This is a genomic window from Pseudomonas sp. GW821-FHT02H06, from assembly GCF_059421525.1.
Genome location: NZ_JBWKVD010000013.1, coordinates 70116 through 92734 on the forward strand (window position 1 = coordinate 70116; position 22619 = coordinate 92734).

The following is a 22619-nucleotide window of genomic DNA, read 5'->3' on the forward strand; positions in this document are numbered from 1 at the left end:
CATCCCGTGCGCGCAGTGGCCTGTACTTTCCTCACGCTCTCTAGACTCAACGCACCGGTCTAAACCGCATGGCGGCGTACGCGCGCGCCTGCATCTCGCACACCGGGAGGTGATGAAAGGTGCAGGGCGTCCCTTGACAAGGTATAGGCGTAAACGTATGTTTCAAACACCTGTTTGATCGCCGCGTGATCCCAAACGCCGGCGCCGGGGCAATGCCCCACAGTGACCACACGGTCATCCAATTCCAGGATTCACCAGCAGAGGTTTATCGCTATGCCTGACTACAAGGCCCCCTTGCGTGATATTCGCTTCGTCCGTGACGAGCTGCTCGGCTACGAAGCGCACTATCAGAGTCTGCCAGCATGCCAGGACGCCACGCCTGACATGGTTGACGCCATTCTCGAGGAAGGCGCCAAGTTTTGTGAGCAGGTCCTGGCCCCGCTGAACCGTGTCGGTGACACCGAAGGCTGCACCTGGAGCGAGTCCGGCGTAAAAACGCCGACCGGATTCAAGGAAGCCTACAAACAGTTCGTCGAAGGCGGCTGGCCGAGCCTGGCCCACGACGTCGCCCATGGTGGCCAGGGTCTGCCCGAGTCGTTGGGGCTGGCGGTCAGTGAAATGGTCGGCGAAGCCAACTGGTCGTGGGGCATGTACCCGGGCCTTTCCCATGGTGCGATGAACACCATCTCCGAGCACGGCACCCCTGAGCAGCAAGACGCTTACCTGACCAAACTGGTTTCGGGTGAGTGGACCGGCACCATGTGCCTGACCGAACCTCATTGCGGCACTGACCTGGGCATGCTGCGCACCAAGGCTGAGCCTCAGGCTGACGGCTCGTACAAAGTGTCCGGCACCAAGATCTTCATTTCCGCTGGCGAGCACGACATGGCCGATAACATCGTCCACATCGTGCTGGCCCGCCTGCCCGACGCACCTGCTGGCACCAAGGGCATTTCCCTGTTCATCGTGCCGAAATTCGTGCCGGCCGCTGACGGCAGCGTCGGCGAGCGCAATGCTGTGACCTGCGGTTCGCTGGAACACAAGATGGGCATTCACGGCAACGCCACCTGCGTGATGAACTTCGACGGCGCCACGGGTTTCCTGATCGGCCCGCCGAACAAGGGCCTGAACTGCATGTTCACCTTCATGAACACCGCACGTCTGGGCACTGCGCTGCAAGGCCTCGCTCACGCCGAGATCGGTTTCCAGGGCGGCCTGAAATACGCCCGTGAGCGTCTGCAGATGCGTTCGCTGACTGGCCCGAAAGCGCCGGAAAAAGCCGCTGACCCGATCATCGTTCACCCTGACGTGCGTCGCATGCTGCTGACCATGAAGGCCTTCGCCGAGGGGACTCGTGCGATGGTGTACTTCACCGCCAAGCAGGTCGACATCGCCAAGTACAGCGACGACGCCGAAGCCAAGAAGCAAGCTGACGGCCTGCTGGCATTCATGACACCGATCGCCAAGGCGTTCATGACCGAAGTCGGTTTCGAAGCCGCCAACCACGGCGTGCAAATCTATGGCGGCCACGGCTTCATCGCCGAGTGGGGCATGGAGCAGAACGTTCGCGACGCCCGTATTGCCATGCTGTACGAAGGCACCACCGGTATTCAGGCGCTCGACCTGCTGGGTCGAAAAGTACTGATGACTCAAGGCGAGGCGCTCAAGGGCTTCACCAAGATCGTCCACAAGTTCTGCCAGTCCCAGGAAGGCAACGACGCGATCAGCGAGTTCGTGGCGCCGCTCGCTGCGCTGAACAAAGAATGGGGCGAACTGACCATGAAGGTTGGCATGGCCGCCATGAAAGACCGTGAAGAAGTCGGTGCCGCTTCGGTGGATTACCTGATGTTCTCCGGTTATGCCTGCCTGGCGTACTTCTGGGCTGACATGGCTCGTGTGGCAGCCGAGAAACTGGCGGCCGGCACCAGCGAAGAAGCCTTCTACACCGCCAAGCTGCAGACAGCGCGCTTCTACTTCCAGCGTATCCTGCCGCGCACCCGCACTCACGTGGCAACCATGCTGTCGGGCGCGAGCAACCTGATGGACATGAACGAAGAACACTTCGGCCTGGCTTACTAAGTCACCGCGAGCGTTTCCCTCAAGCCGCTTGTCCTCAGGGACAAGCGGCTTTTTTGTGCCTGCCGATCCTTGCCCCAAGACCATGCACATTCTTCCTCATCCTATGCATGACGCGGCCGATACAGGCACAATGCCATTTAACCAGCGCTCGCATCTTTCGGTGAGGAGATAGTCCTTTTGCTGCGCCCCTCTGCCGCACGGCTCAGTCATTTTTTACCCTCTCTGGCCTTGCTGATTGCCGGACTGGCGGCCGCGTACGTGAAAGACCTCAACGTCTTCTTCACCTCACTCTTCAACGTGCTGCCCACGCTGGTGCTGTTGCTGGGCGGCGCGTATTGCGGGGTTTACAAGCGGCAGCGTGAACTGTTCCTGATGATCACGGTGTACATCGCCTATTTCCTGCTCGACACACAGACCGACTATTACCGCGATAACGGGAAGGTCCGAGAGGACGCCGCCGTGGTGTTTCATCTGTGCTGCCTGTTGCTCCCGGTCATGTTCGGCCTGTTTGCCGCGTGGGAAGAGCGGACCCATCTGTTTCAAGACCTTGTCGCTCGGCTGGCGGTACTGGTCGCCGTCGGCAGCGTCGCGCTGGGACTCGAACAGAGCTTCCCCGCCGTGCTGCTCGCTTGGCTCGCCGACATCCGCTGGCCGGCGCTGCACGGAGACTGGATGAGCCTCATCCAGTTGTCCTACGTGACGTTTTTCATCGCGTTCGCCGTGTTGATCACCCAGTACCTCTATAAGCCGCGCCCCCTGCATGCCGCTCAACTGGTGGGGTTGCTCGGAATGTTCTGGGCGTTGCCGAAAACCTTCATCCTGCCGTTCACCCTGAACATCATGTGCAGCCAGGTGATGTTGATGATTGCCGCAGCGGTCGCGCACGAGGCCTATCAAATGGCGTTCCGCGACGAACTGACCGGGCTGCCAGGCCGACGCGCACTCAATGAGCGGATGCAGCGACTGGGCCGCAATTACGTGCTGGCGATGAGCGACGTCGATCACTTCAAGAAATTCAACGACACACACGGTCATGATGTCGGCGATCAGGTGCTGCGTCTGGTGGCGAGCAAATTGTCGAAGATCACCAACGGCGGCGGGCGCGCCTATCGATATGGCGGTGAAGAGTTCGCCATCGTGTTTGCCGGCAAAACCCTGGAAGAATGCATGCCGCATCTCGAAGTCATCCGGGAAACCATCGCCAGCTATCAGATTCACCTGCGCAACCAGGACAATCGTCCAAACGATGACCTGCAAGGGCGTCAGCGTCGGGCGGGCTCTCCGGCATCAACAGTTTCGGTGACCGTCAGCATCGGCGTGGCCGAGCGTCTCCCCGAGCACCGCAATCCGGAAGAAGTCCTCAAATCCGCCGATCAGGCGCTGTATGCCGCCAAAGGCGCTGGCCGTAACTGCGTCATCAGCCATGCGCAAACCAGCAAGCGCGGCGCTGTTCGCATGGCCGCGGCCGGCTAAAACCTACTCCTTTTCATCACTCAACGAACGCATACGCAGCCATGTGCGGTAAGAACTCGACTGTCGCTCGATCGTGACCGGATCCTTGTTAATAGTCACGCGTTGACCCTATGTGTCGCAAATGGTGTTCAGGTACACTCGTTCCACTGACACATCGGCGCCGCAATCTCAGTGCTGTGCCGCTCCTCCCCCGAGTTCTTTGCCGCTGAAACGAGGTTTGCCATGGCTGACTACAAAGCGCCCTTGCGCGATATGCGCTTCGTCCTCAATGAAGTGTTCGAAGTCTCCCGACTTTGGGTCACGCTTCCCGAACTGTCTGAAACCGTGGACGCCGAGACCGTCGAGGCGATTCTCGAAGAGGCGGGCAAAGTCACTGGCAGATCCGTCGCACCGCTGAGCCGCGCGGCCGATGAGGAAGGCTGCCACTGGAAAGACACCGTTGTCACCACACCTGCAGGTTTCGTTCAAGCGTACAAAACGTATGCGGAAGGGGGATGGGTCGGCGTCGGCGGCAATCCGGAGTTCGGCGGCATGGGCATGCCCAAGGCGGTCTCTGCTCAAGTCGAAGAGATGGTCAACTCCGCCAGCCTGGCGTTCGGGCTGTACCCGATGTTGACGTCAGGCGCCTGCGTCTCGATCAATAACCACGCCAGCGAAACGCTGAAAACCAAATACCTGCCGAACATGTACGCCGGCATATGGGCCGGTTCGATGTGCCTGACCGAAGCCCACGCCGGCACGGATCTCGGGATTATCCGCGCGAAAGCGGAGCCGCAGACCGATGGGTCCTACAAGGTCAGCGGTACTAAAATCTTCATCACCGGCGGCGAACACGACCTCACCGAGAACATCATCCATCTGGTGCTGGCCAAACTGCCCGACGCACCGGCCGGGCCGAAGGGCATTTCGCTGTTCCTCGTGCCGAAAATCATGGTCAACGACGACGGCAGCCTGGGTGAGCGCAACACGGTGTTCTGCGGATCCATTGAGCACAAAATGGGCATTCAGGCGTCGGCCACCTGCGTGCTGAATTTTGATCAGGCCAAGGGCTACCTGATCGGGGAGCCGAATAAAGGCCTCGCGGCGATGTTCACCATGATGAATTACGAGCGCCTGGGTGTAGGCATTCAGGGCCTGGCGTCCGGCGAGCGTTCGTATCAGAACGCGATCGAGTACGCCCGCGACCGTCTGCAAAGCCGGGCCCCGACAGGCGCGCAGTCCAAAGACACCATTGCCGACCCGATCATCGTTCACCCCGATGTGCGCCGCATGCTGTTGACCATGAAAGCGCTGAACGAAGGCGGTCGCGCGTTCTCGACGTACGTGGCCATGCAACTGGACACCGCCAAGTACAGCGAAAACGCCGACGTGCGTCAGCGCGCCGATGCGTTGGTTGCACTGCTGACCCCGGTCGCCAAGGCCTTTCTCACCGACATGGGCCTGGACACCACCGTGCACGGTCAGCAGGTGTTCGGCGGTCATGGCTACATTCGCGAATGGGGCCAGGAACAACTGGTGCGTGACGTGCGCATTACCCAGATCTACGAAGGCACCAACGGCATTCAGGCACTGGACCTGATGGGGCGTAAGGTTGTCGCCAGTGGCGGGGCGTACTACAAGCTGTTCTCTGACGAAGTCCGTGAATTCATTGCGTCGTCTGACAGCTCGCAGGCCGAGTTCACCAAGCCGTTGGCCGCTGCCTTGACCACGCTGGACGAATTGACCGACTGGGTGCTGGACCGGGCGCGTGGCAACCCGAATGAAATCGGTGCCGCTTCCGTCGAGTATCTGCATGTATTCGGATACACGGCGTACGCCTACATGTGGGCGATGATGGCAAACGCGGCGTGGGGCAAGGAAACTCAGGAAGATTTCTACGCCAGTAAGCTGGGCACTGCGCGTTTCTACTTCGCGCGTCTGCTGCCTCGAATTCAGTCCCTTTCAGCGTCGGTGAGGGCTGGCAGTGAGTCGCTGTACCTATTGAAGGCGTCACAGTTCTGACACCAGGAAAATCATGTAAGCATTTGCTTACATGACGTGGTGGCATTCGGCTCTATCGCTCCAGTGGATCCAAGTTTAATCTACTCACATGGACGTAGCGCAGGACGCGCAACAGATAACAGGGACACGTAAGGGATTGCCTGCCAGGACGGCGGGGAGAAATGGAAGTCATGGGAAACAGTCTGGAAAACCTCGCTTAGGCGGGGTTTTCTTTTTTCTGCGTCTTGGAAAATACCTACTCCTTCGACCGCTTCGGTTGGCGCGGCTGCGCGAGAAGGTAATGGCTTGATGATTGCGCTGCGGAACCCCTGTAACGGCCCAAGGTCGATTAGCTGTGCGGCCCCCATTGGGCCATTAACCAGGAGCTTCACCCATGGACATCATTCGCATCATCATCGCCATCCTGCTGCCACCCCTGGGCGTGTTCCTGCAAGTCGGCTTCGCCGGTGCCTTCTGGCTGAACATCCTGCTGACCCTGTTGGGCTACATCCCGGGGATCATCCACGCGATCTACATCATTGTCAGTCGCAAGTAACTCAATCCGCTAAACACCGCGCTTCCTGTCTCAGGTCAGCTGACATAGAGTCCGACGTCGGACTTTATGGTCAGGAAGGTCAGGGATGGACGTTGTTTTAGGGTTACTCGCCGCTCTGTTCTGGGGCGGCACAGATTTTCTGGTAGGGCTCAATGCCCGTGCCGTTGGGGTCAAGCGAGCGGTTTACTTCGGTCAGGCGCTTGGCTTCCTGATCATGTGCATTCTGTTGCTGTGCTTCCCGGCTTTCATCTCCAAATCATTCTCTGCTCCTTGGCACACGTGGCTTCTGGGTGTGCTCGCTTCGGTTTTCACGGTCAGTGGTGCGCTGGCGTTATCCAAAGCGTTCTCGCTCGGCAAAGCTTCGATTGTGGCTCCACTGGTGACGTCGTACGGCGTCTTCACCACGCTGTTCTCGTGGGCGAGCGGCGAGCACATCTCGATGACGCAGCTGTTGTTGATCGCGTTGTGCGTGCTGGGAGTCGTTCTGTCGAGCATCACGTCAGGTAACGATTCCACGGCGAAAAAGCACAACCAGCAAGCGATTGTCTACGCACTGGGCGCCGCCTTGCTGTACGGATCGAGCTTCTGGATGCAGGGCCGTTACGCGCTGCCAGCACTGGGCCCCGTCACGATGCTCTGGCTGGGGTATCTGGTCGGGCTCGCCGTTTTGTCGCCGATGATTTTGCGAATGAAAGACGCCCTGAAGTTGCCGCCTGCACGCGCCGGGGTAACCCTTGTGGCGGCAAGCCTGCTCAACCTGGGTGGGTTTTCTGCGTTCTCGTATGGCGCGATGGTGGGATCGATTTCCGTGGTCACCGTCATCAGTACCCTGTCAGGGGGTATCGCCGCCGTGCTTGGCTTCCTGTTCTTTAAAGAGCGGCTCAGCGCCATTCAGGTCTGCGGGGTGGGGCTGGTATTGATCGGTGCCGTGGCGCTGCACGTTTATGGATGAGCCAATCACGGATTCGCGCGTTACACATGGCGATGTCGCGGGTTTGACAGTTTACGCACAACCTGTGGGAGCGAGCTTGCTCGCGAAGGGGCCGGTACAAACGTTAAAATTCCAGCGGTTGAAATGCCTTCTTCGTGAGCAAGCTCACTCCCACATGATCGCGTTGGCCAGGTGCGTCAGTGGCTAACGCGCAAAACGTCTGACGCCTCACCCATCAATCACCTTCCGGTAAAACGCCCATTCGGTTTCCAGTGCATGGGCCAGGTTGGCGGCTTTGCGGAAGCCGTGACGTTCGTCGGGGTAGAAGTGCCCTTCCGCCTGTATGCCGTTCTCCAGCAATGCATTGAGCATGTCGCGGGTTTGGGCGGGGACGACCACGGCGTCGAGTTCGCCCTGGAAGAAGATCACCGGGACTTTGATCTGATTGGCATGCAGCAGCGGCGTGCGTTCCCGGTAGCGCGCCATGTCGACATCGGGGTCGCCGATCAGCCAGTCCAGATAATCCGCTTCGAACTTGTGCGTGGCTTCCGCCAGTGCCAGCGGATCGCTCACCCCATACAGGCTTGCCCCTGCGCGGAACACATCCTTGAACGCCAGTGCGCACAGCGTCGTATAGCCACCGGCACTGCCGCCGCGGATGAATGCGTTTGCCGGGTCGATCAGGCCCTGATTGCCCAAGTATTCAACCACTGCGCAGGCGTCTTCGACATCGACAACGCCCCATTCCAGAAACAGAGCCTGGCGATAGGCGCGGCCGTAACCGGTGCTGCCGCGATAGTTGAGGTCGGCGACGGCGAAGCCCCGCTGCGTCCAGAACTGAATGCGCGGGTCCAGGGCAGGGTAGCAGGCGGAAGTCGGGCCGCCGTGGATAAACACCACCAGCGGCGGCTTACCGTCGCCATTCATGGCCGGATAGAAATACCCGTGCGCTTCGCTGGAGCCGCTCGGATAACGCAGGGTTTGCGGCTGGCTGATGCGCTCAATGGGGAGCGGGCTCATGCCGCCGGCCAGCACCTGAACGCGCTTGTCAGCACGACTGATGGCAATGACAGCAGAAGGGCTGACGGGCGACGCGGCGATGCAATAGACATGGTCCGAGTCCACCGCGAGGCTTCTGAAACGGCTGTAATCGCCGCTGAAATCTTCAACTGAACCCGGCGCCGAGCGCACGCCGAGCAGGCCTTTGCCGTCTTCGAACCAGGCGGCGAGGTACGCACCGTCGCCAAGCGGCGCCCAAGTTGACGCGCCCAGTTGCCACGGCGCCGACGCGTGGTCGGCAGGGGCGGCAGGAAGTGCTTCAAAACCATCCAGCGTCTCAACCCACGGCTGCCAGAATCCAGCGCGGTCAGTCAGGCAATACAAGCGGCCCGCGTCATCAAAGCGGGGTTGCTGCAGCGATTCCAGTCCCAACCCGCCCGCGAGGCAGTGCGGCCTGCCCCATGAGAAGTCGGGCTGGCGTTCGACGCTCATCAGTCTCGAGGACGTCCAGGGCTGATGGGGCCGCCACCACTCGATCCACACCAGGCGGTTGCCATCCGGGCTGACGGAGGGCGACGCATAAAAGTCGGCACCTTCGGCCAGTACGTGGCGGCGGCCGTCGGCGACGTCGAATCCGACCAACCGATGAGTATCCTTATCCTCCTCAACCGCCAGAATCTGCCCACGCGCATAGCGGACATCTCCGAAGAGCTTGTCGCCTTGTGTCAGGGGTTGAGGCGTTTGGGAATCGAAGGGCTGGAGGTAAATCTGCTGGTCCGCTTCGTTGACGAACACCACGGCATCGTCAGTCAGGCAGAACGAACCGCCGCCATATTCATACACCCGGCTGCGCACGCTGAAACCCTCGGGGGTCAGGCAAGCAGTCGCGCCGTGGTGCCAGCGCCAGATGCGCGTTGCGGCATCCTGCGGGCGGAATTCACTCCAGAAAAGCCCCGCAGGGCTGACGCTGAGTTCGGCGAAATCGGTGCCTGCCGCCACAGCCTGGGCGGCAGAAAGAAGGTCAAGACTTGGCGATGAGGCGTGAATTTCGTTCATTGCGGAAGGCCAGTTGCTCGATGGTCTGGCTAGCATACTCGGCTTCATCACGGGCCTGGGTGATCAAGTGATGCTGCGGCGACTTGCTGCACACCGGGTCCGTGTTGCTCGCATCGCCGGTGAGCATGAATGCCTGACAACGGCAGCCGCCGAAGTCCTTTTCCTTCTCGTCGCAGGAGCGGCAAGGCTCTGGCATCCACTCGTAACCGCGAAAGCGATTGAAGCCGAACGACTCATACCAGATGTGCTGCATCGTGTGATCGCGCACGTTGGGGAACTGGATTGGCATCTGCCGCGCGCCATGGCACGGCAGCGCAGTGCCGTCCGGCGTCACGGTCAGGAACAGATTGCCCCAGCCGTTCATGCACGCTTTTGGGCGCTCTTCGTAGTAATCGGGGGTGACGAAGATCAGCTTCACCGGGTGGTTTTCCGCGGCGAGCTTGACCCGGTATTCGTTGGTGATGCGTTCGGCGCGCACAAGTTGGTCTTTGGTCGGCAGCAAGCCCACACGATTCAGGTGCGCCCAGCCGTAGAACTGACAGGTCGCCAGCTCCACGAAGTCAGCTTCCAGCGCCACACAAAGCTCGATGATCTTGTCGATCTTGTCGATGTTATGCCGGTGGGTCACGAAGTTGAGGACCATCGGATAGCCATGCTTTTTCACGGCGCGGGCCATTTCCAGCTTCTGCGCAAAGGCTTTCTTCGAGCCGGCAAGCATGTTGTTCACTTGCTCGTCGCTGGCCTGGAAACTGATCTGGATGTGGTCCAGCCCGGCTTCCTTGAAGTCGATGATCTTCTGCTCGGTCAGGCCGATGCCGGAGGTGATCAGGTTGGTGTAGAAGCCCAGCCGCCGCGCTTCAGCGATCAGCTCGGCCAGGTCCTGACGCACCAGCGGCTCGCCGCCCGAGAAGCCGATCTGGGCTGCGCCCATTTGCCGGGCTTCGGCCATGACTTTGAACCACTGCTCGGTGCTCAACTCCTGCCCCTGCTTGGCGAAATCCAGCGGGTTGGAGCAATACGGGCATTGCAACGGGCAACGATAGGTCAGCTCGGCGAGCAGCCACAATGGCAGCCCGACCGGGGGCGTGGGCGGAATGTAGACATCGGACTGAGTATTCACTGAGTCAGGCAAATTCGATCCAGAGCTCTGCACGGGCGACCTCCATGAATTGCTCGACGTCAGTGCCGAGTTCGGGGACGCCGGGGAATTTTTCGTCGAGCAACGCAATGATGGCGTCGACGCTGCGCTGACCGTCAATCAGGCCACCGATCGCGCTCGCGCTTTCATTGAGCTTGATCATGCCCTCGGGGTAGAGCAGCACGTGACCGTTTTGCGCAGGCTCGAACTGAAAACGATAACCGCGGCGCCAGCTGGGCACCTGTTCGCGATTGAAGCTCATAGGGCGATTCCTTTGTGCCAGACGCGTTGGTCGGTCACGCTGTGATAGGGCGGGCGGTTCAGCTCGTAGGCCATGCTCATGGCATCGAGCATGCTCCACAAAATGTCGAGTTTGAACTGCAGAATTTCCAGCATGCGCTGCTGGCCTTCCCGCGTGGTGTAGTGCTGCAGCGTGATCGCCAGACCATGCTCGACGTCGCGGCGGGCCTGACCCAGGCGGGTGCGGAAGTATTCGTAGCCGGTCGGGTCGATCCACGGGTAGTGCTGCGGCCAGCTGTCCAGGCGCGACTGATGGATCTGCGGCGCAAACAGCTCGGTCAGCGAACTGCTCGCTGCTTCCTGCCAGTTGGCGCGGCGGGCGAAGTTCACGTAGGCGTCGACGGCAAATCGTACGCCGGGCAGGACGAGTTCCTGCGAGCGCAACTGGTCAGGGTCCAGTCCCACGGCCTGACCCAGACGCAGCCAGGCTTCAATGCCACCGTCTTCACCGGGGGCGCCGTCATGATCCAGCAAGCGCTGTATCCACTCGCGGCGGATTTCCCGGTCCGGGCAGTTGGCCAGGATCGCAGCGTCCTTCAGCGGGATATTCACCTGATAGTAGAACCGGTTGGCGACCCAGCCCTGAATCTGCTCGCGGGTCGCGCGCCCTTCGTACATCGCCACATGGAAAGGGTGATAGATGTGGTAATACGCGCCCTTGGCGCGCAGGGCCTGTTCGAATTCAGCGGGGGACAGCGGCGTTGCATCGTTCATGTCGGCAGTTCTCGTCAAGAATTTCCGCAGATCCCGTGGGCGTGAGCTGCTCACGAAGGCGATCTACCTGTGCCTCATCGGCTGGCTGACCTGACACCTTCATGAGCAAACTCACCCTACAGTCGGTTATTCAGCATTCTTAAAGCTCGATGCTCATCCCGTCGAATGCCACTTCGACGTTCCGCCGCGCCAGTTCAGCGCGCTCGGGCGAGTCTTCGTCGAGGATAGGGTTGGTGTTGTTGATATGGATAAGCACCTTGCGCTGTTGCGGCAGCTTTTCCAGCACTTCGAGCATGCCGCCGGGGCCGTTTTGCGCCAGATGACCCATCTCTGTCCCGGTGCGGGTGCCGACGCCACGGCGCTGCATCTCATCGTCGTCCCACATCGTGCCGTCGACCAACAGGCAGTCGGCGCCGCTCATCTTCTCCATGAGGGCGTCATCGACTTTGCCCAGGCCCGGCGCGTAGAACAGTTTGCCGCCCGTGCTCAGGTCCTCGACCATCAAGCCGATGTTGTCGCCCGGGTGTGGGTCGAATCGGTGTGGCGAGTAGGGCGGTGCCGCGCTGCGCAGTGGAAATGGCGTAAAGCGTAGATTCGGGCAGGCGGGAATGACAAAGCTGCCTTCCAGCTCGATGCGATTCCAGGTCAGACCGCCATTCCAGTGGGTGAGCATGTTGAACAGCGGGAAACCCGTGCTCAGGTCCTCGTGAACCATGTCCGTGCACCAGACTTGATGCGGGCAGCCCTCACGCAGGCTCAGCAAACCGGTGGTGTGGTCGATCTGGCTGTCCATCAGAATGATCGCGCTGATCCCTGTATCGCGCAGGCCGCGATTGGGCTGCATCGGGGCGAACCCCTGAAGCTGTGCGCGGATGTCGGGAGAGGCGTTGCACAGGATCCAGTTCACACCGTCGTCCGACAGCGCGATGGACGACTGGGTGCGCGCGTGCGCCCGCAAGCTGCCGTCGCGAAAGCCTGCGCAATTGACGCAGTTGCAGTTCCACTGAGGGAAACCACCGCCGGCGGCGGAACCGAGAATCTGGATGTGCATGTAAACCCCGTAGCGACGGGCCAGGCCGGCCCTGAATCAGAATCGCGTTAATAAAAAAGCCCCGGCGAACCGAGGCTTCTCACCGCGCAACAATCAACGGCTTGCGAAGTACATGGTGACTTCAAAGCCGATACGCAGATCAGTGTAAGCAGGTTTAGTCCACATAATTGACTCCTTCTGGGTTAGTGCAGCGGTGGGTGAGTACATTCGTTAGTGCTCCTGCGAGCGGAGACGTTCAAATGCTTAGGGGGCTATGTTACTAAAATTATCGAACGGCCAATGATGAAATATCCGATAAAGATCCTTGCACAACGGGCAATGATCAGCGGGTTGTGGTCTGCGGTCGGGGCGGGCTAGAGGGCGTCAGGGCGGTTCGATAGGCAGAGTCTGGGGCTGTCGGGCTGGGCCAGCCGATGAGCGGTTTCGAGCAGAGCGGCTTGCTGAAGATGTGCAAGGGAATGTTGCAGGCATGCGCTGTAGTCGCTTCCGTGTCCCGCCAGATGTGCTTGCCAGAGCAGCTCGGCCGCTTGCGAGTGCTCCATGTCAGTCGTTTCGAGTTGATCCTGCAGGATTTTTACCTGCCCGGGTAAGTCTGCGGCGTTAATCATTGTCGGCAGACTCTTGATGAACGTCTCAATGTGCGCAACGAGTTGCTCCGCGCTCGCGCCTGGCGATTGCACGCCGAACAGCAGACCGCCCTGGCCAGCGATCTGTCGGAAACCACTGAAAACGGCGTAACCCAACTGCAACTCGACCCGTAGGCGCTGGTAGAACGGAGCCTGCATCAGCTGTGCGAAGAGTCGCCACGTGGCTTCGTCGTCAAGGGAGTGGGAGGGCGTTGGGTAGAAGATCAGCAGCGCAGTTTCGGAAGATTCTGACGGTTCGATTGCCCACCGTGTGCCTGTGGCCCGAGGTGCTGTGAGTGCTGAATGCTCCGGGAGACCGGGGATGAGCCGAGCGGCGTGACTCAACAACTGTTGCGCTGAGGGTGTGAAACCCGTGGCAAACCCTGTCCAACCAGCCTCAGCCCACGCGCGCTGCAGATTGTCGGTCTGATGTGTGATTGGGTTGTTCAAATAATGATCAGGCAACGTCTTTAACAGCTGACGGATCGGGATAAAGGCCGGTTCATTAGCTGGCGCACCGTAGCGCGCCAAGGTCTGAGCATCCGGCTTGCCGAGCAAAAGCAGAGCCTGCTCCAGCACGGCGGGCAGCGGTTGCGCCAGGCCTGAGACTTTCAACTGCCAGAATCTGCCGTAGGCACTGAATGCCAGCGTGACCCCCGCTTGACAGGCTTGGGCCGTTAGCGGTTTCAGGCTTTCACCCAACATCCGTGCAAGCGTTGGTTGCGCCGTGGCAAACGCCCATCGCAGGTACAGTGCGGCTTCGCCGTTTTCTGGCAGCGCGTCGCTGAATGTCAGCGCGGGCAGCGGCACGGTCGGCGCCGTGGCCGGCGTTGTCTGGTTCAAAAATGGATTGGGGTCGGGCAGCCGCCAATGGACGGTTGAGGCGTCGTACGCCGGAGATTCGGCTTGCGCCTGCAACAGCGCGTCTGGTGTGAGCTGGCTGAGCAGTGCTTCGACCGCATCTACCGACAGGCCCGCCGCATTAGCTTCCGCGCTGAAATACCGCGCCAGCGAAAGTGCGCCGCTGACGGCCAGACGCCGCTGTTCCAGTCGCGCGTATTCTCCGAGCAACGGGCGGTAATGGGATTTGAAAAAGGCGAGCCAGCCGAACACCGTTGCTGATACGTGCGATGACGCGTCGGGTGTCTTCGCGGCCAATGCGACCTCAATGTCGATGACTGCCTGGCCGCCAAACTCATACATGACCTCGGCCTTCAGCGACTCAATCAAGCCTCGGTCACGCAGCTCCGCCACCAGCCCGCCCCCTTGCGCTTCATTCATCCAGGTGCAGAGAAACGCCGCGGCCTGTTCTTGCCCTGCCGGTAAGCCTTCGCATGCGAACGTCAGATGCATCCGACGCTGATCAGCCTCGCCGATTGGCTTCGGTGCATCAGTGAGCAGCGCAGGCGCTTGCTGTTGCTCAACCCGAAGACCTTGAGCGAAACACCCGCCAGACTGCGTGGCCAATTGTTCCAGTTCATCCAGCGACTGAGGCCCCGCGAGGCTCAACGTCATCTGTCCGGCCTGATAGAACCGTCGGTAGAAATCCTGCAGCGCATGCTGGAATGCCTGACGGGGAACCGGAAGACTGAAGCGATTGCCGGCATGAAACCATCGAATCGGATGCAAGGCCGACAAGGGCTGCAGGCGCTTCAGCAGCTCACAAGAGGCATCGTCCCGCGACCAGGCGATGAATTCCGCGTGCAGCACCTCCCGTTCTCGCAGCTGATCGGCAATCGTCATACGCGGATGTGCGAGCATTTCGCACAGCCGCTCGAGACCGTCGGGGAACACGGCGCGCGGCAGTTCGAAGAAAAAGTCGGTGGTGCGCTCGCGTGTGCTGGCGTTCACTTGCCCGCCATGACGCTGCACGAACGCCATCAGCTTCTCGTCATCCGTGAAGCGCTCGGTGCCGAGAAAAAACAAGTGCTCAAGAAAATGCGCCAGCCCCGGCCAGCGGGCCGAGACATCATGACTGCCTGCCGCCACCCGCAATGCCGCCGCGCAACGCTTCAAACGTGGGGCCGAAACAAGCACCACGTTCAGGCTGTTGGGCAGGGTCAGGGATCGCTGGCTGATGGGGTTGGGCATGGCGATTGTGAGGTTTGATGAATGAGCGGCCATGCTAGCGGATTACGGGCGTGCAGGTGTGGGACGTGCGCAGGGGGCGGCGCAGGAGAATTACCTTACGGTTTACTCAGGCCGGAATAAAACCCCGGTCGGCGATCCTTGAAATACGTATTGATCGCCTGAGATTCGCTCATCGATTCACGGTCCAGATCCGCAATCACCAGCGCCTCATCCTGTCCAGCAAGACCGATTTGCCGGCCGTCCGGCGCGCAGATGCTGCTCAAACCGCAGTAATGGATCTCGCCCTCACTGCCGCAGTAATTGGCGTACACGAGGTAGCACTGGTTCTCGAAGGCGCGGGCCCGCACGGTGACTTCCGCGACGAAATCGTAGGGCGCCATGTTGGCGGTCGGTACCAGAATCAGGTCGGCGCCGGCCAGGGCCAGACGCCGTGTGTTCTCGGGAAACTCGACGTCGTAGCAGATCAAAAAGCCGAGTTTCCAGCCTCCGAATTCCACCACCGGAAAGTGCTCATCCCCCGCACTGAACATCGCGTTGTCCAGGTCGCCGTACAGATGGGTCTTACGGTAATTGCAGAGCCGCACACCTTGCGCGTCGATCAACTGCACCGCGTTGTAAACCTGGCCGTCGGTGCTCAACTCCGGATAGCCGTACAGAATCGCGACGCCCGTGGCTTGAGCGATCTCGGCAATCTTCAACGCAGCCGGGCCGTCGTTCGTTTGCGCCAACTCCTGCGCGGCCTGTGCGCCAATGTTGTACCCGCTGAGAAACATCTCCGGGAAGACCAGCAGCTTCGCCCCCTGCGCCGATGCATCGATCGCCTGAGCTTCCAGGCGCATGAGGTTGGCGCTGACATCCAGCGGCAGCGGCGGGCATTGGTAGAGGGCGACGCGCATTGTGGCTTCCTTATTCCGGCAAAACGATCGGGCCGATCTCGTGGAACACGTCACCCGGGCCCGGGTTCTCGGCGTGAGTCTTGCCGCCAAAGTGGGTCATGATGCCCCACACCGCGTTCAGCGACGTCTGCACAGCGCCTTCGACCCAGGCGGGCGTCCAGGACACGTCGTCACCGGCAATGAAGATGCCGCGTTGCTCGTCAGGCATGTCCTTCTGCATGAAATGCGCGTACATCCGCTGGTTGTAGCGGTAGTGGCCCGGCAGCGCGCCTTTGAAAGCACCAAGGAAGTGTGGGTCGGATTCCCACGACACGGTAATCGGGTCTCCGATGACGCGTGCGGCGATATCGACCTTCGGGTAGATCTTTTTCAGCGCACCGAGCGCCAGGCTGACGCGTTTTTCAACGGGGTGGGGCAGCATTTTCAGCGCGTCACTCATCCACGAGTACGACAGGCAAATCACCCCCGGCTTCTCGACGCCGTTGGAATAGGTGCCGTTGTCGAATAGATAGGTGCCACGAGTCAGGCGGTCGGTCAGGGTCATGCTCATCATGTCGCGGCCGGTCTCCGGGTCTTTGTCCTTCCAGAACGGCCGGTCCACCATGACGAAGGTTTTCGACGCCTGCATGTAACGCGTGCGGTCCAGTGCCATCCACATCTTCTGGGAAAACAGCGACTCTTCGCACTCGATCTGGGTGGTCAGCAACCAAGTCTGGCACGTCGCCAAAACCGCATCGTAATGGCGAACGTCACCCAGATTGTCCGTGACCGCGAACTGGCCGTTGGCGGCGCGGCTGATGCCTTTGACGCCCGTGCGTGGGGCGCCTCGGTGCAGCGTCGACAGGCTGGTGCCTTCTGGCCAATGGGCGCAACGTTCAGGGGCGTGGCGCCAGATGCCGATAGGGACTTGCGCGACGCCGCCGACGATCAGGTGCTGGTGATCGTCGCAGTTGGTCATGACCACGCGGAAGATCTCCAGCATCGAGTTCGGGAAGTCCGAGTCCCAGCCACCGGTGCCGAAACCGACCTGCCCAAACACTTCGCGGTGATAGAACGACAGTTTGGCGAAGGCTTTGGACGTGGCGACGAAATCATAGAACGTGCGGTCGTCCCACAACGGCACCAGCTTGTTCCACAACTCCTTGAGCCGAGGCACATCGCGGTCGCGGATGGCTTGCTGGATCTCGGCGAACTGCGAGCCGTCCTCCAGCGCGTCCGCCCAGGCGTCAGCCACTTCCTGAAACAACGCAGGCAAGTCCGACAGTTTCTGTGCGTAGTGAGTGCTGCCTTCCAGATCAATCACCGTGCTGCCCGACGCAGCCGTCAGTGGATTGGGAAAGGGTTTGGATTCTAGGCCGAGCTTGTCGACGTAGTGATAAAAAGCGGTGGAGGACACCGGGAAGCGCATGCCACCCAGCTCGGCGATGATGCCTTCAGCGCCTTCGAACTGTTGCGAACGCAGGCGGCCGCCCATTTTGGAGGCTTCATAAACGACGGGTTTGAGACCCAGCTTCATCAGCTCATAAGCCGCCACCAGCCCGGCGATGCCTGCGCCGACAATCGCCACCTCTTTGCCGAGGTTTTCCGTAGGAATACTGCCAAGGCCCGCCGGGTGTTCGATCCAGTCATCGAAGGCGAACGGGAAGTCCGGGCCGAAAATCGTGATCGGTTTTTTTCCGTTGGCGGGGTGGCGATTGTTCTTCATGACTGACCTTGTTCGACTGGGGCGCGAAAGTGAACAAGTCTAGATAACAGTTGGGACGTTAATAAGACGCAGAGTGCCGTCGTTGTGTCGAGAACCCCAGCAAAGTGACGGATATTTTCGTCATATTGTCGGAAATGGCACGTCAGGACGGCTGGCCGCGATCAATCTTGCTGCTGAGGATGATCGACGTGGTGGTCTTCTCGACCCCGTCGACGCTGCCGATCAGATCAAGCATCTGATCCAGCTGCTCCGGCGAGTCCGTGCGCAGCCACGCCACGTAATCGAATTCGCCACTCACTGCGCACAACTGTTGCACTTGGGCGAGCGCACTCAGCCGCCGCAGCACTTCCTTGCCGGAGCGAGGCTGCACGGTGATGCCGACGTAAGCCTGCAGACCTCCATCCACCAGCCGCTGACCCAGTCGCACGCCGTAGCCGGTGATGATTTTGGCTTTTTCCAGGCGCGCCAGTCGCGAGGTCACGGTCGTCCGCGCGATGCCCAATTGCCGAGCCAGATTGGCGACCGGTTCCCGGGCATTGATTTGCAGCGCGGCGATCAGTTTGCGGTCGATGTCGTCGAGCGCTGGTGGGCGGGTGTCAGGCAAGGGCGGATCTCCTTCGGCAAGCGGGGCATGTTAGGAGATTCCGTAGGGGTTTGGGTGATATTCGAATGGCAAGGCGACGCGAAAGCCCAAGCATTCTGCGTTGATCGTCCACCAGAGATGGGCGTCAGAGAACCTGCGTCGGTCATGTAGGACTTTTCCGCGCTGTAAGGCTTTTGTCATTCTTCTGTCACCCCTGGCGTGCCTAAATTCTCCCCCCACCCCCTTTGAATCCACGCCGGGAGCCTCGTCATGACTCTGGATTTCTCCGAAACCGCCCGCTACATCCAGGCCGATATCCTCGACAGCTTCGACGAAGAACTGGAAATGGAGTACGACGACGCGCGCCTGGATGGCCTGTTGGCTGACTTAGGTGAGGAGGTGCCCAAAGGGATTGATCGCCGCCTGTATTTCCGTGAGCTGCTGCGCCTTCAGGGCGAGCTGGTGAAACTGCAGGACTGGGTGGTGAGCCAGAAGCTCAAGGTGGTCGTGCTGTTCGAAGGCCGGGATGCGGCAGGCAAGGGCGGTGCGATCAAGCGCATCACTCAGCGGCTCAACCCGCGGGTCTGCCGTGTGGCTGCACTGACCGCGCCGAGTGAGCGCGAGCGCACGCAGTGGTACTTCCAGCGCTACGTCGCGCACCTTCCTGCGGCTGGCGAAATGGTGCTGTTCGACCGCAGTTGGTACAACCGGGCCGGCGTCGAGCGGGTCATGGGCTTCTGCAATGACGAGGAGTACGAAGAGTTTTTCCGCACCGTCCCCGAGTTCGAAAAAATGCTGGTGCGCTCGGGCATCATCCTGATCAAGTACTGGTTCTCCATCACCGATGACGAGCAATACCGGCGCTTTCTGATGCGCATCCATGACCCGCTGAAACAGTGGAAGCTTTCGCCCATGGACCTCGAATCCCGTCGTCGCTGGGAGGCCTACACCAACGCGAAGGAAGAAATGCTCACGCGTTCCCACACTGACGTCGCGCCGTGGTGGATTGTCGAGGCCGACGACAAGAAACGCGCGCGCTTGAATTGCATTCACCACCTGCTGGAGCAGATCCCGCGCGGCGATACCGAGACACCGCAAGTGGTGCTGCCGGAGCGCGAGTACAACGCCAATTACCTACGGGCACCGGTACCGCGTGAGATGGTTGTTCCGCCGGTTTATTGATCCTCCGCCGATATGTGATTACAGCGCTGGCGTGGTTCAGATTTTCCACGCCGGCGCTGTTTTCGCCAGTCGCTGTTGCAGGCTTTCGAGATTCTGCGTGAACTGGCGGGTCATCAGCTGATAACCGAGCACCTCGGTCGAGGCGGTTGGAACGTCGGGCCCGACGGTCAAGCTCTCGGTCGGCCGCTGCAAACGCTCGGTCGCACCGGTCTGCAGCGCACGGGCCATGCCGATCAGCATGCGACGAATGCGCCGTTGCTCCGCCGTCACGCCCGTGCTGCCAGCGTCTGCCGGACGCAGGTTCGAAAGAATCTCGAGGATGCTCAGGCACATTCGGTAGTGGCTCTGAATAGCGTCCAGCTCAACGATCGAAATCTTCACTTCCTTGGACACCGACGGCATCAGCGAACGCAGCTGCAACAACGTCGCGCCCATCCGTGCCGTCAGCTTCACGTGCTCATCTGCGGTGATCGACTGCCCGCTGGCGATGCGATCGTAAGCCAGGGCACAGTCCCGCAGGCCACTTGCCAGGTTGTAGCGCCACGAATACACGGCGTACAGCGGCAGCGCGAATGAGAACGCCAGGGCGAGGGCGATGCCGATCAGGATATCCACCGTCCGCCACAACCCGTCCGTGATCGGGTTATCACCGTGGCCCGCCACGATAAACAGGGTGATCGCCGACAGCAGTGCCGTGTAGCCGCCCTTGCCGATGGCGTGATACGCGAAGAAGCCGCAGATCAGCGACATGATCACGTACGTCAACAACGGCATGCCCAGATAGCTTTCCTGCGCCACGATCGCCAGGCCCAAGGCCGCCCCTATCAACGTCCCGTAGGCCCGCTCTACCGACTTCTTGCCGATGTTGCCGTGGTGCTGCAACCCGCCAATCACGATCAGCATCGTGACCGACGCCCACTCACCGTGGGGCAAATTAATGCCGGTCGTCAGAAGAATCGACACCAGTAGTCCGACCACGATGCGGCCGGCGTGAATGTAGCGGGCATGGCGATAGCGGCGGTATGGGTCCAGAAGCGGACGCAGGGCGCGGCGAAGCCAGGAGGGGGGAGAGGCTGAGTTCATGGGGTTACAGACCATGGGGATGATGAATATATCCGAAGCCCGGCAAACGCGGCGCGTCACCACCGGCATTGCCTCATTCATAAAATCATCACATGTGAGATGTTGCGTATCGGGATGCTTGCGCGTAGGGTGCGTTGCTATCACATGTGATGTTCAGGAAAAACCTCAATGGCTCGGAAAACTTCAACCGACTACATGCGCGAAATGCGCGCTCGGCTGACGGCTGCCGGGTACGTGAAACGAGAGCTGTACGTACTTCCAGAAAACGCGGAAGTGCTGAGAGACATCGAAAAAGTGCTGCGCCAGCCCTACTTGGGTAACCGGATCAAACTGGAGGGATTCATGACTGAGAACACCAATTGGACCATCGACACGCTTCACTCGGCCTTCGCCGAACTGGACGTGGTGAAGAACGAAGACATCAAACTGACCCTTATTCACGGTGCCGAGCCGAGTCTGAGCCTGGTGATGAACCAGTTCGGCGGCTTGCCCATCATCATTGCCATTGCGGGCGACCAGATCCTGGTTGATTCCGTCCTGGTCTACGCCTCTCAGGTCAAAGACCCCGCGTCTTTCAACGAGACAGTGTTGCGTAGTCGGGACCTCTTCCCGCTGTCGTCGATTGGCATCGAGACCATGCCAAACGGCGAAACCGTCTACAGCATGTTCGGCGCCCTGAGTGCCGCCTCTTCGCTGACGGTCATCGTCCACGAAGTCCTCACGCTGGCAGACAACGTGATTCGTGCGGCTGATGCCTACGAATACCTTCTAACAGTTGATTCACAGTAATCGGGAGACACATCAATGAGCCTTTGGAAAAAAATGGTCACAGCGCTGCGTGGTGGGGCTTCCGAGGTGGGTGAAGCCATCGTCGATGCTCAGGCACTGCGAATCCTCGACCAGGAAATCCGTGACGCCGACGCCTCTATGCTTGCGGCGCGCAACCAGCTGATTCAGATCAAAGCCAAGCACAAGCTCTCGCTGCAACGCGTCGAAGAGCACGACAAGAACATCGCCAACTGGGAGCAGAAAGCCCTCGCAGCGATGAATAAAGGCGAAGAAGCCCTCGCCCTCGAGTGTGCCGAGAAAGTGGCCGAGCTGACGGCCCTGCGCGATCAAGAGAAGCTTGCCGCCGATCAGTTTGGCGTCCATGTGGCCAAGCTGACCGCGCAAGTCATCAAGGCCGAAAGCCAGATCAAAGGCTTGCGTCAGCAGACCGATATGGCCAAGGCCCGCGACAGCGTGCAAAAGGCGCAGATCAACGCCGCTGCCGCAACCGGTGGTGCCAACGGCCGACTCGAAACCGCAGTGGGTTCGCTGGCCCGTATCAAGCAGCGTCAGGATGAGCAGGACGCGAGGCTTGAAGCGGCCGACGAGCTGACCGAGGCTGCCAATGGCGGCGATCTGGAGCGGCGTCTTCAGGATGCCGGGATCGGCGCAAAAACAGGCGGCGCGGCTGACGTGCTGGCCCGCTTGAAAGCGCAAAACCAGAGCGGTAACGCTGGGCAATAAGCACCGTTAAAAATAGGCAGCCGGATTTCCGTCTGCCTTTTTTCGGTTTCAGTTTTTTGGGCTCCAGCGGTGTACAGATGAATATCGGAAATGGACTACGAACGATACTCTGCCTTGCCGCTGTGATGATCGTTGTGCAGATGGTTAACTCCCTGACCGCCAACAGCCTGCTGTTCCACGGCCTGGTGCCCAGAACAGTATCAGGACTCCAAGGCGTCGTTTTCTCCCCGTTTCTCCATGGCTCTGTCCGTCACCTGCTGAGCAATCTGCTGCCTTTTGTGGTGCTGAGCTGGCTGGTTGCGACCGAGGGGCTTCAACGTTATGTCCGTGTGGTGCTGCTTATCGTTGTCCTCGGCGGGCTGATGGTCTGGGTGGTTGGCCGGCCGGTCATCCATGTGGGCGCCAGCGGTCTGATCTTTGGCCTGTGGGCGTATCTGCTGGCGCGCGCGTGGTATCAACGCAGTCTGGCGAGTTTCGCGATTGCACTGGTGACTCTGCTGGGCTACAGCGGATTGATTTTTGGGTTCATTCCGGTGCCGGGCGTATCGATTGAGTCACACCTGTGTGGCGCGCTTGCCGGTATTGTGACGGCCTGGCTGATGCACTCGCGGCGGCTTCTCGAGCGAGATCCGGCGCAGTGAATTTAAAAATTTTTTACATCGCC

The 22619-nt window shown here is 60.2% G+C and carries 20 protein-coding genes; 9 read left to right on the forward strand and 11 right to left on the reverse strand.

Going from position 1 to position 22619, the window contains the following annotated elements:
- Positions 1-273: 273 nt before the first annotated feature.
- The 5 genes from AC07VF_RS19780 to AC07VF_RS19800 all read left to right on the forward strand — a co-directional run bounded on the left by AC07VF_RS19780 (position 274) and on the right by AC07VF_RS19800 (position 7040).
- Complete coding sequence (locus AC07VF_RS19780) at positions 274-2079, forward strand: phenylacyl-CoA dehydrogenase (protein ID WP_192173134.1); 1806 nt, start codon at positions 274-276, stop codon at positions 2077-2079.
- 177 nt (positions 2080-2256) lie between these two features.
- Positions 2257-3552: a GGDEF domain-containing protein gene (locus tag AC07VF_RS19785; RefSeq protein WP_495009404.1), complete on the forward strand. Its 1296-nt coding sequence runs from the start codon at positions 2257-2259 to the stop codon at positions 3550-3552.
- A gap of 222 nt (positions 3553-3774) precedes the next feature.
- Positions 3775-5553 carry an acyl-CoA dehydrogenase C-terminal domain-containing protein gene (locus AC07VF_RS19790; RefSeq protein ID WP_495009405.1) on the forward strand — a complete coding sequence of 593 codons (1779 nt, stop codon included), beginning with the start codon at positions 3775-3777 and terminating at the stop codon, positions 5551-5553.
- A gap of 373 nt (positions 5554-5926) precedes the next feature.
- Positions 5927-6088 carry a YqaE/Pmp3 family membrane protein gene (locus tag AC07VF_RS19795; protein ID WP_037019089.1) on the forward strand — a complete coding sequence of 54 codons (162 nt, stop codon included), beginning with the start codon at positions 5927-5929 and terminating at the stop codon, positions 6086-6088.
- Positions 6089-6173: 85 nt separating this feature from the next.
- On the forward strand, positions 6174-7040 hold the full coding sequence (locus AC07VF_RS19800; protein WP_495009406.1) for a DMT family transporter: 867 nt from the start codon (positions 6174-6176) through the stop codon (positions 7038-7040).
- 207 nt (positions 7041-7247) lie between these two features.
- Here the strand turns inward: AC07VF_RS19800 and AC07VF_RS19805 are convergent, their stop codons facing one another.
- The 10 genes from AC07VF_RS19805 to AC07VF_RS19850 all read right to left on the reverse strand — a co-directional run bounded on the left by AC07VF_RS19805 (position 7248) and on the right by AC07VF_RS19850 (position 18199).
- Positions 7248-9074, reverse strand: coding sequence for a S9 family peptidase (locus AC07VF_RS19805; protein WP_495009407.1), 1827 nt, complete (start codon positions 9072-9074; stop codon positions 7248-7250).
- Positions 9040-10227, reverse strand: coding sequence for a pyrroloquinoline quinone biosynthesis protein PqqE (gene pqqE, locus AC07VF_RS19810; RefSeq protein ID WP_346627172.1), 1188 nt, complete (start codon positions 10225-10227; stop codon positions 9040-9042). Before pqqE ends, AC07VF_RS19805 begins: the two co-directional genes overlap by 35 nt.
- The gene (pqqD, locus tag AC07VF_RS19815; protein ID WP_346627171.1) at positions 10199-10474 is read right to left on the reverse strand and encodes a pyrroloquinoline quinone biosynthesis peptide chaperone PqqD; all 276 of its coding nucleotides are present in this window, start codon (positions 10472-10474) and stop codon (positions 10199-10201) included. The genes pqqE and pqqD overlap by 29 nt, the downstream gene beginning before the upstream one ends.
- Positions 10471-11226, reverse strand: coding sequence for a pyrroloquinoline-quinone synthase PqqC (gene pqqC, locus AC07VF_RS19820; RefSeq protein WP_122536522.1), 756 nt, complete (start codon positions 11224-11226; stop codon positions 10471-10473). Before pqqC ends, pqqD begins: the two co-directional genes overlap by 4 nt.
- A gap of 139 nt (positions 11227-11365) precedes the next feature.
- Positions 11366-12277 carry a pyrroloquinoline quinone biosynthesis protein PqqB gene (gene pqqB, locus AC07VF_RS19825; protein WP_192173127.1) on the reverse strand — a complete coding sequence of 304 codons (912 nt, stop codon included), beginning with the start codon at positions 12275-12277 and terminating at the stop codon, positions 11366-11368.
- A gap of 93 nt (positions 12278-12370) precedes the next feature.
- Positions 12371-12442: a pyrroloquinoline quinone precursor peptide PqqA gene (pqqA, locus tag AC07VF_RS19830; protein WP_008365141.1), complete on the reverse strand. Its 72-nt coding sequence runs from the start codon at positions 12440-12442 to the stop codon at positions 12371-12373.
- 188 nt (positions 12443-12630) lie between these two features.
- Positions 12631-14994 (reverse strand): pyrroloquinoline quinone biosynthesis protein PqqF, encoded by a 2364-nt coding sequence (pqqF, locus tag AC07VF_RS19835; RefSeq protein WP_495009408.1) that lies wholly within the window; start codon positions 14992-14994, stop codon positions 12631-12633.
- 95 nt (positions 14995-15089) lie between these two features.
- On the reverse strand, positions 15090-15890 hold the full coding sequence (locus AC07VF_RS19840; RefSeq protein WP_495009409.1) for a carbon-nitrogen hydrolase family protein: 801 nt from the start codon (positions 15888-15890) through the stop codon (positions 15090-15092).
- 10 nt (positions 15891-15900) lie between these two features.
- Complete coding sequence (locus tag AC07VF_RS19845; RefSeq protein WP_495009410.1) at positions 15901-17595, reverse strand: flavin monoamine oxidase family protein; 1695 nt, start codon at positions 17593-17595, stop codon at positions 15901-15903.
- Between the two features lie 142 nt (positions 17596-17737).
- Positions 17738-18199, reverse strand: a complete 462-nt coding sequence (locus AC07VF_RS19850; protein ID WP_192173123.1) for an Lrp/AsnC family transcriptional regulator — start codon at positions 18197-18199, stop codon at positions 17738-17740.
- A gap of 249 nt (positions 18200-18448) precedes the next feature.
- On the opposite strand from AC07VF_RS19850, the gene ppk2 reads away from it, so the two are divergent.
- The gene (ppk2, locus tag AC07VF_RS19855) at positions 18449-19360 is read left to right on the forward strand and encodes a polyphosphate kinase 2 (protein WP_192173122.1); all 912 of its coding nucleotides are present in this window, start codon (positions 18449-18451) and stop codon (positions 19358-19360) included.
- A 36-nt stretch (positions 19361-19396) separates the two neighbouring features.
- On the opposite strand, the gene AC07VF_RS19860 is transcribed toward ppk2, so the two are convergent.
- Positions 19397-20443: an FUSC family protein gene (locus tag AC07VF_RS19860; RefSeq protein WP_495009411.1), complete on the reverse strand. Its 1047-nt coding sequence runs from the start codon at positions 20441-20443 to the stop codon at positions 19397-19399.
- 168 nt (positions 20444-20611) lie between these two features.
- On the opposite strand from AC07VF_RS19860, the gene AC07VF_RS19865 reads away from it, so the two are divergent.
- From AC07VF_RS19865 to AC07VF_RS19875, 3 genes are all read left to right on the forward strand, one after another.
- Entirely contained in the window at positions 20612-21232 is a 621-nt protein-coding gene (locus AC07VF_RS19865; RefSeq protein WP_495009412.1) for a YjfI family protein, read from the forward strand.
- Positions 21233-21247: 15 nt separating this feature from the next.
- On the forward strand, positions 21248-21955 hold the full coding sequence (locus AC07VF_RS19870) for a PspA/IM30 family protein (RefSeq protein WP_074886925.1): 708 nt from the start codon (positions 21248-21250) through the stop codon (positions 21953-21955).
- 77 nt (positions 21956-22032) lie between these two features.
- Complete coding sequence (locus AC07VF_RS19875; protein WP_282368243.1) at positions 22033-22596, forward strand: rhomboid family intramembrane serine protease; 564 nt, start codon at positions 22033-22035, stop codon at positions 22594-22596.
- Positions 22597-22619 lie beyond the last annotated feature (23 nt).

Coding starts and splice junctions, on each gene's coding strand:
- AC07VF_RS19860 (WP_495009411.1), bottom strand. CDS start 20,443: ATGAACTCAGCCTCTCCCCCCTCCTGGCTTCGCCGCGCCCTGCGTCCG.
- AC07VF_RS19795 (WP_037019089.1), top strand. CDS start 5,927: ATGGACATCATTCGCATCATCATCGCCATCCTGCTGCCACCCCTGGGC.
- AC07VF_RS19800 (WP_495009406.1), top strand. CDS start 6,174: ATGGACGTTGTTTTAGGGTTACTCGCCGCTCTGTTCTGGGGCGGCACA.
- ppk2 (WP_192173122.1), top strand. CDS start 18,449: ATGACTCTGGATTTCTCCGAAACCGCCCGCTACATCCAGGCCGATATC.
- pqqB (WP_192173127.1), bottom strand. CDS start 12,277: ATGCACATCCAGATTCTCGGTTCCGCCGCCGGCGGTGGTTTCCCTCAG.
- AC07VF_RS19780 (WP_192173134.1), top strand. CDS start 274: ATGCCTGACTACAAGGCCCCCTTGCGTGATATTCGCTTCGTCCGTGAC.
- AC07VF_RS19840 (WP_495009409.1), bottom strand. CDS start 15,890: ATGCGCGTCGCCCTCTACCAATGCCCGCCGCTGCCGCTGGATGTCAGC.
- AC07VF_RS19870 (WP_074886925.1), top strand. CDS start 21,248: ATGAGCCTTTGGAAAAAAATGGTCACAGCGCTGCGTGGTGGGGCTTCC.
- pqqC (WP_122536522.1), bottom strand. CDS start 11,226: ATGAACGATGCAACGCCGCTGTCCCCCGCTGAATTCGAACAGGCCCTG.
- pqqD (WP_346627171.1), bottom strand. CDS start 10,474: ATGAGCTTCAATCGCGAACAGGTGCCCAGCTGGCGCCGCGGTTATCGT.
- AC07VF_RS19805 (WP_495009407.1), bottom strand. CDS start 9,074: ATGAACGAAATTCACGCCTCATCGCCAAGTCTTGACCTTCTTTCTGCC.
- AC07VF_RS19790 (WP_495009405.1), top strand. CDS start 3,775: ATGGCTGACTACAAAGCGCCCTTGCGCGATATGCGCTTCGTCCTCAAT.
- AC07VF_RS19865 (WP_495009412.1), top strand. CDS start 20,612: ATGGCTCGGAAAACTTCAACCGACTACATGCGCGAAATGCGCGCTCGG.
- pqqF (WP_495009408.1), bottom strand. CDS start 14,994: ATGCCCAACCCCATCAGCCAGCGATCCCTGACCCTGCCCAACAGCCTG.
- AC07VF_RS19845 (WP_495009410.1), bottom strand. CDS start 17,595: ATGAAGAACAATCGCCACCCCGCCAACGGAAAAAAACCGATCACGATT.
- AC07VF_RS19875 (WP_282368243.1), top strand. CDS start 22,033: ATGAATATCGGAAATGGACTACGAACGATACTCTGCCTTGCCGCTGTG.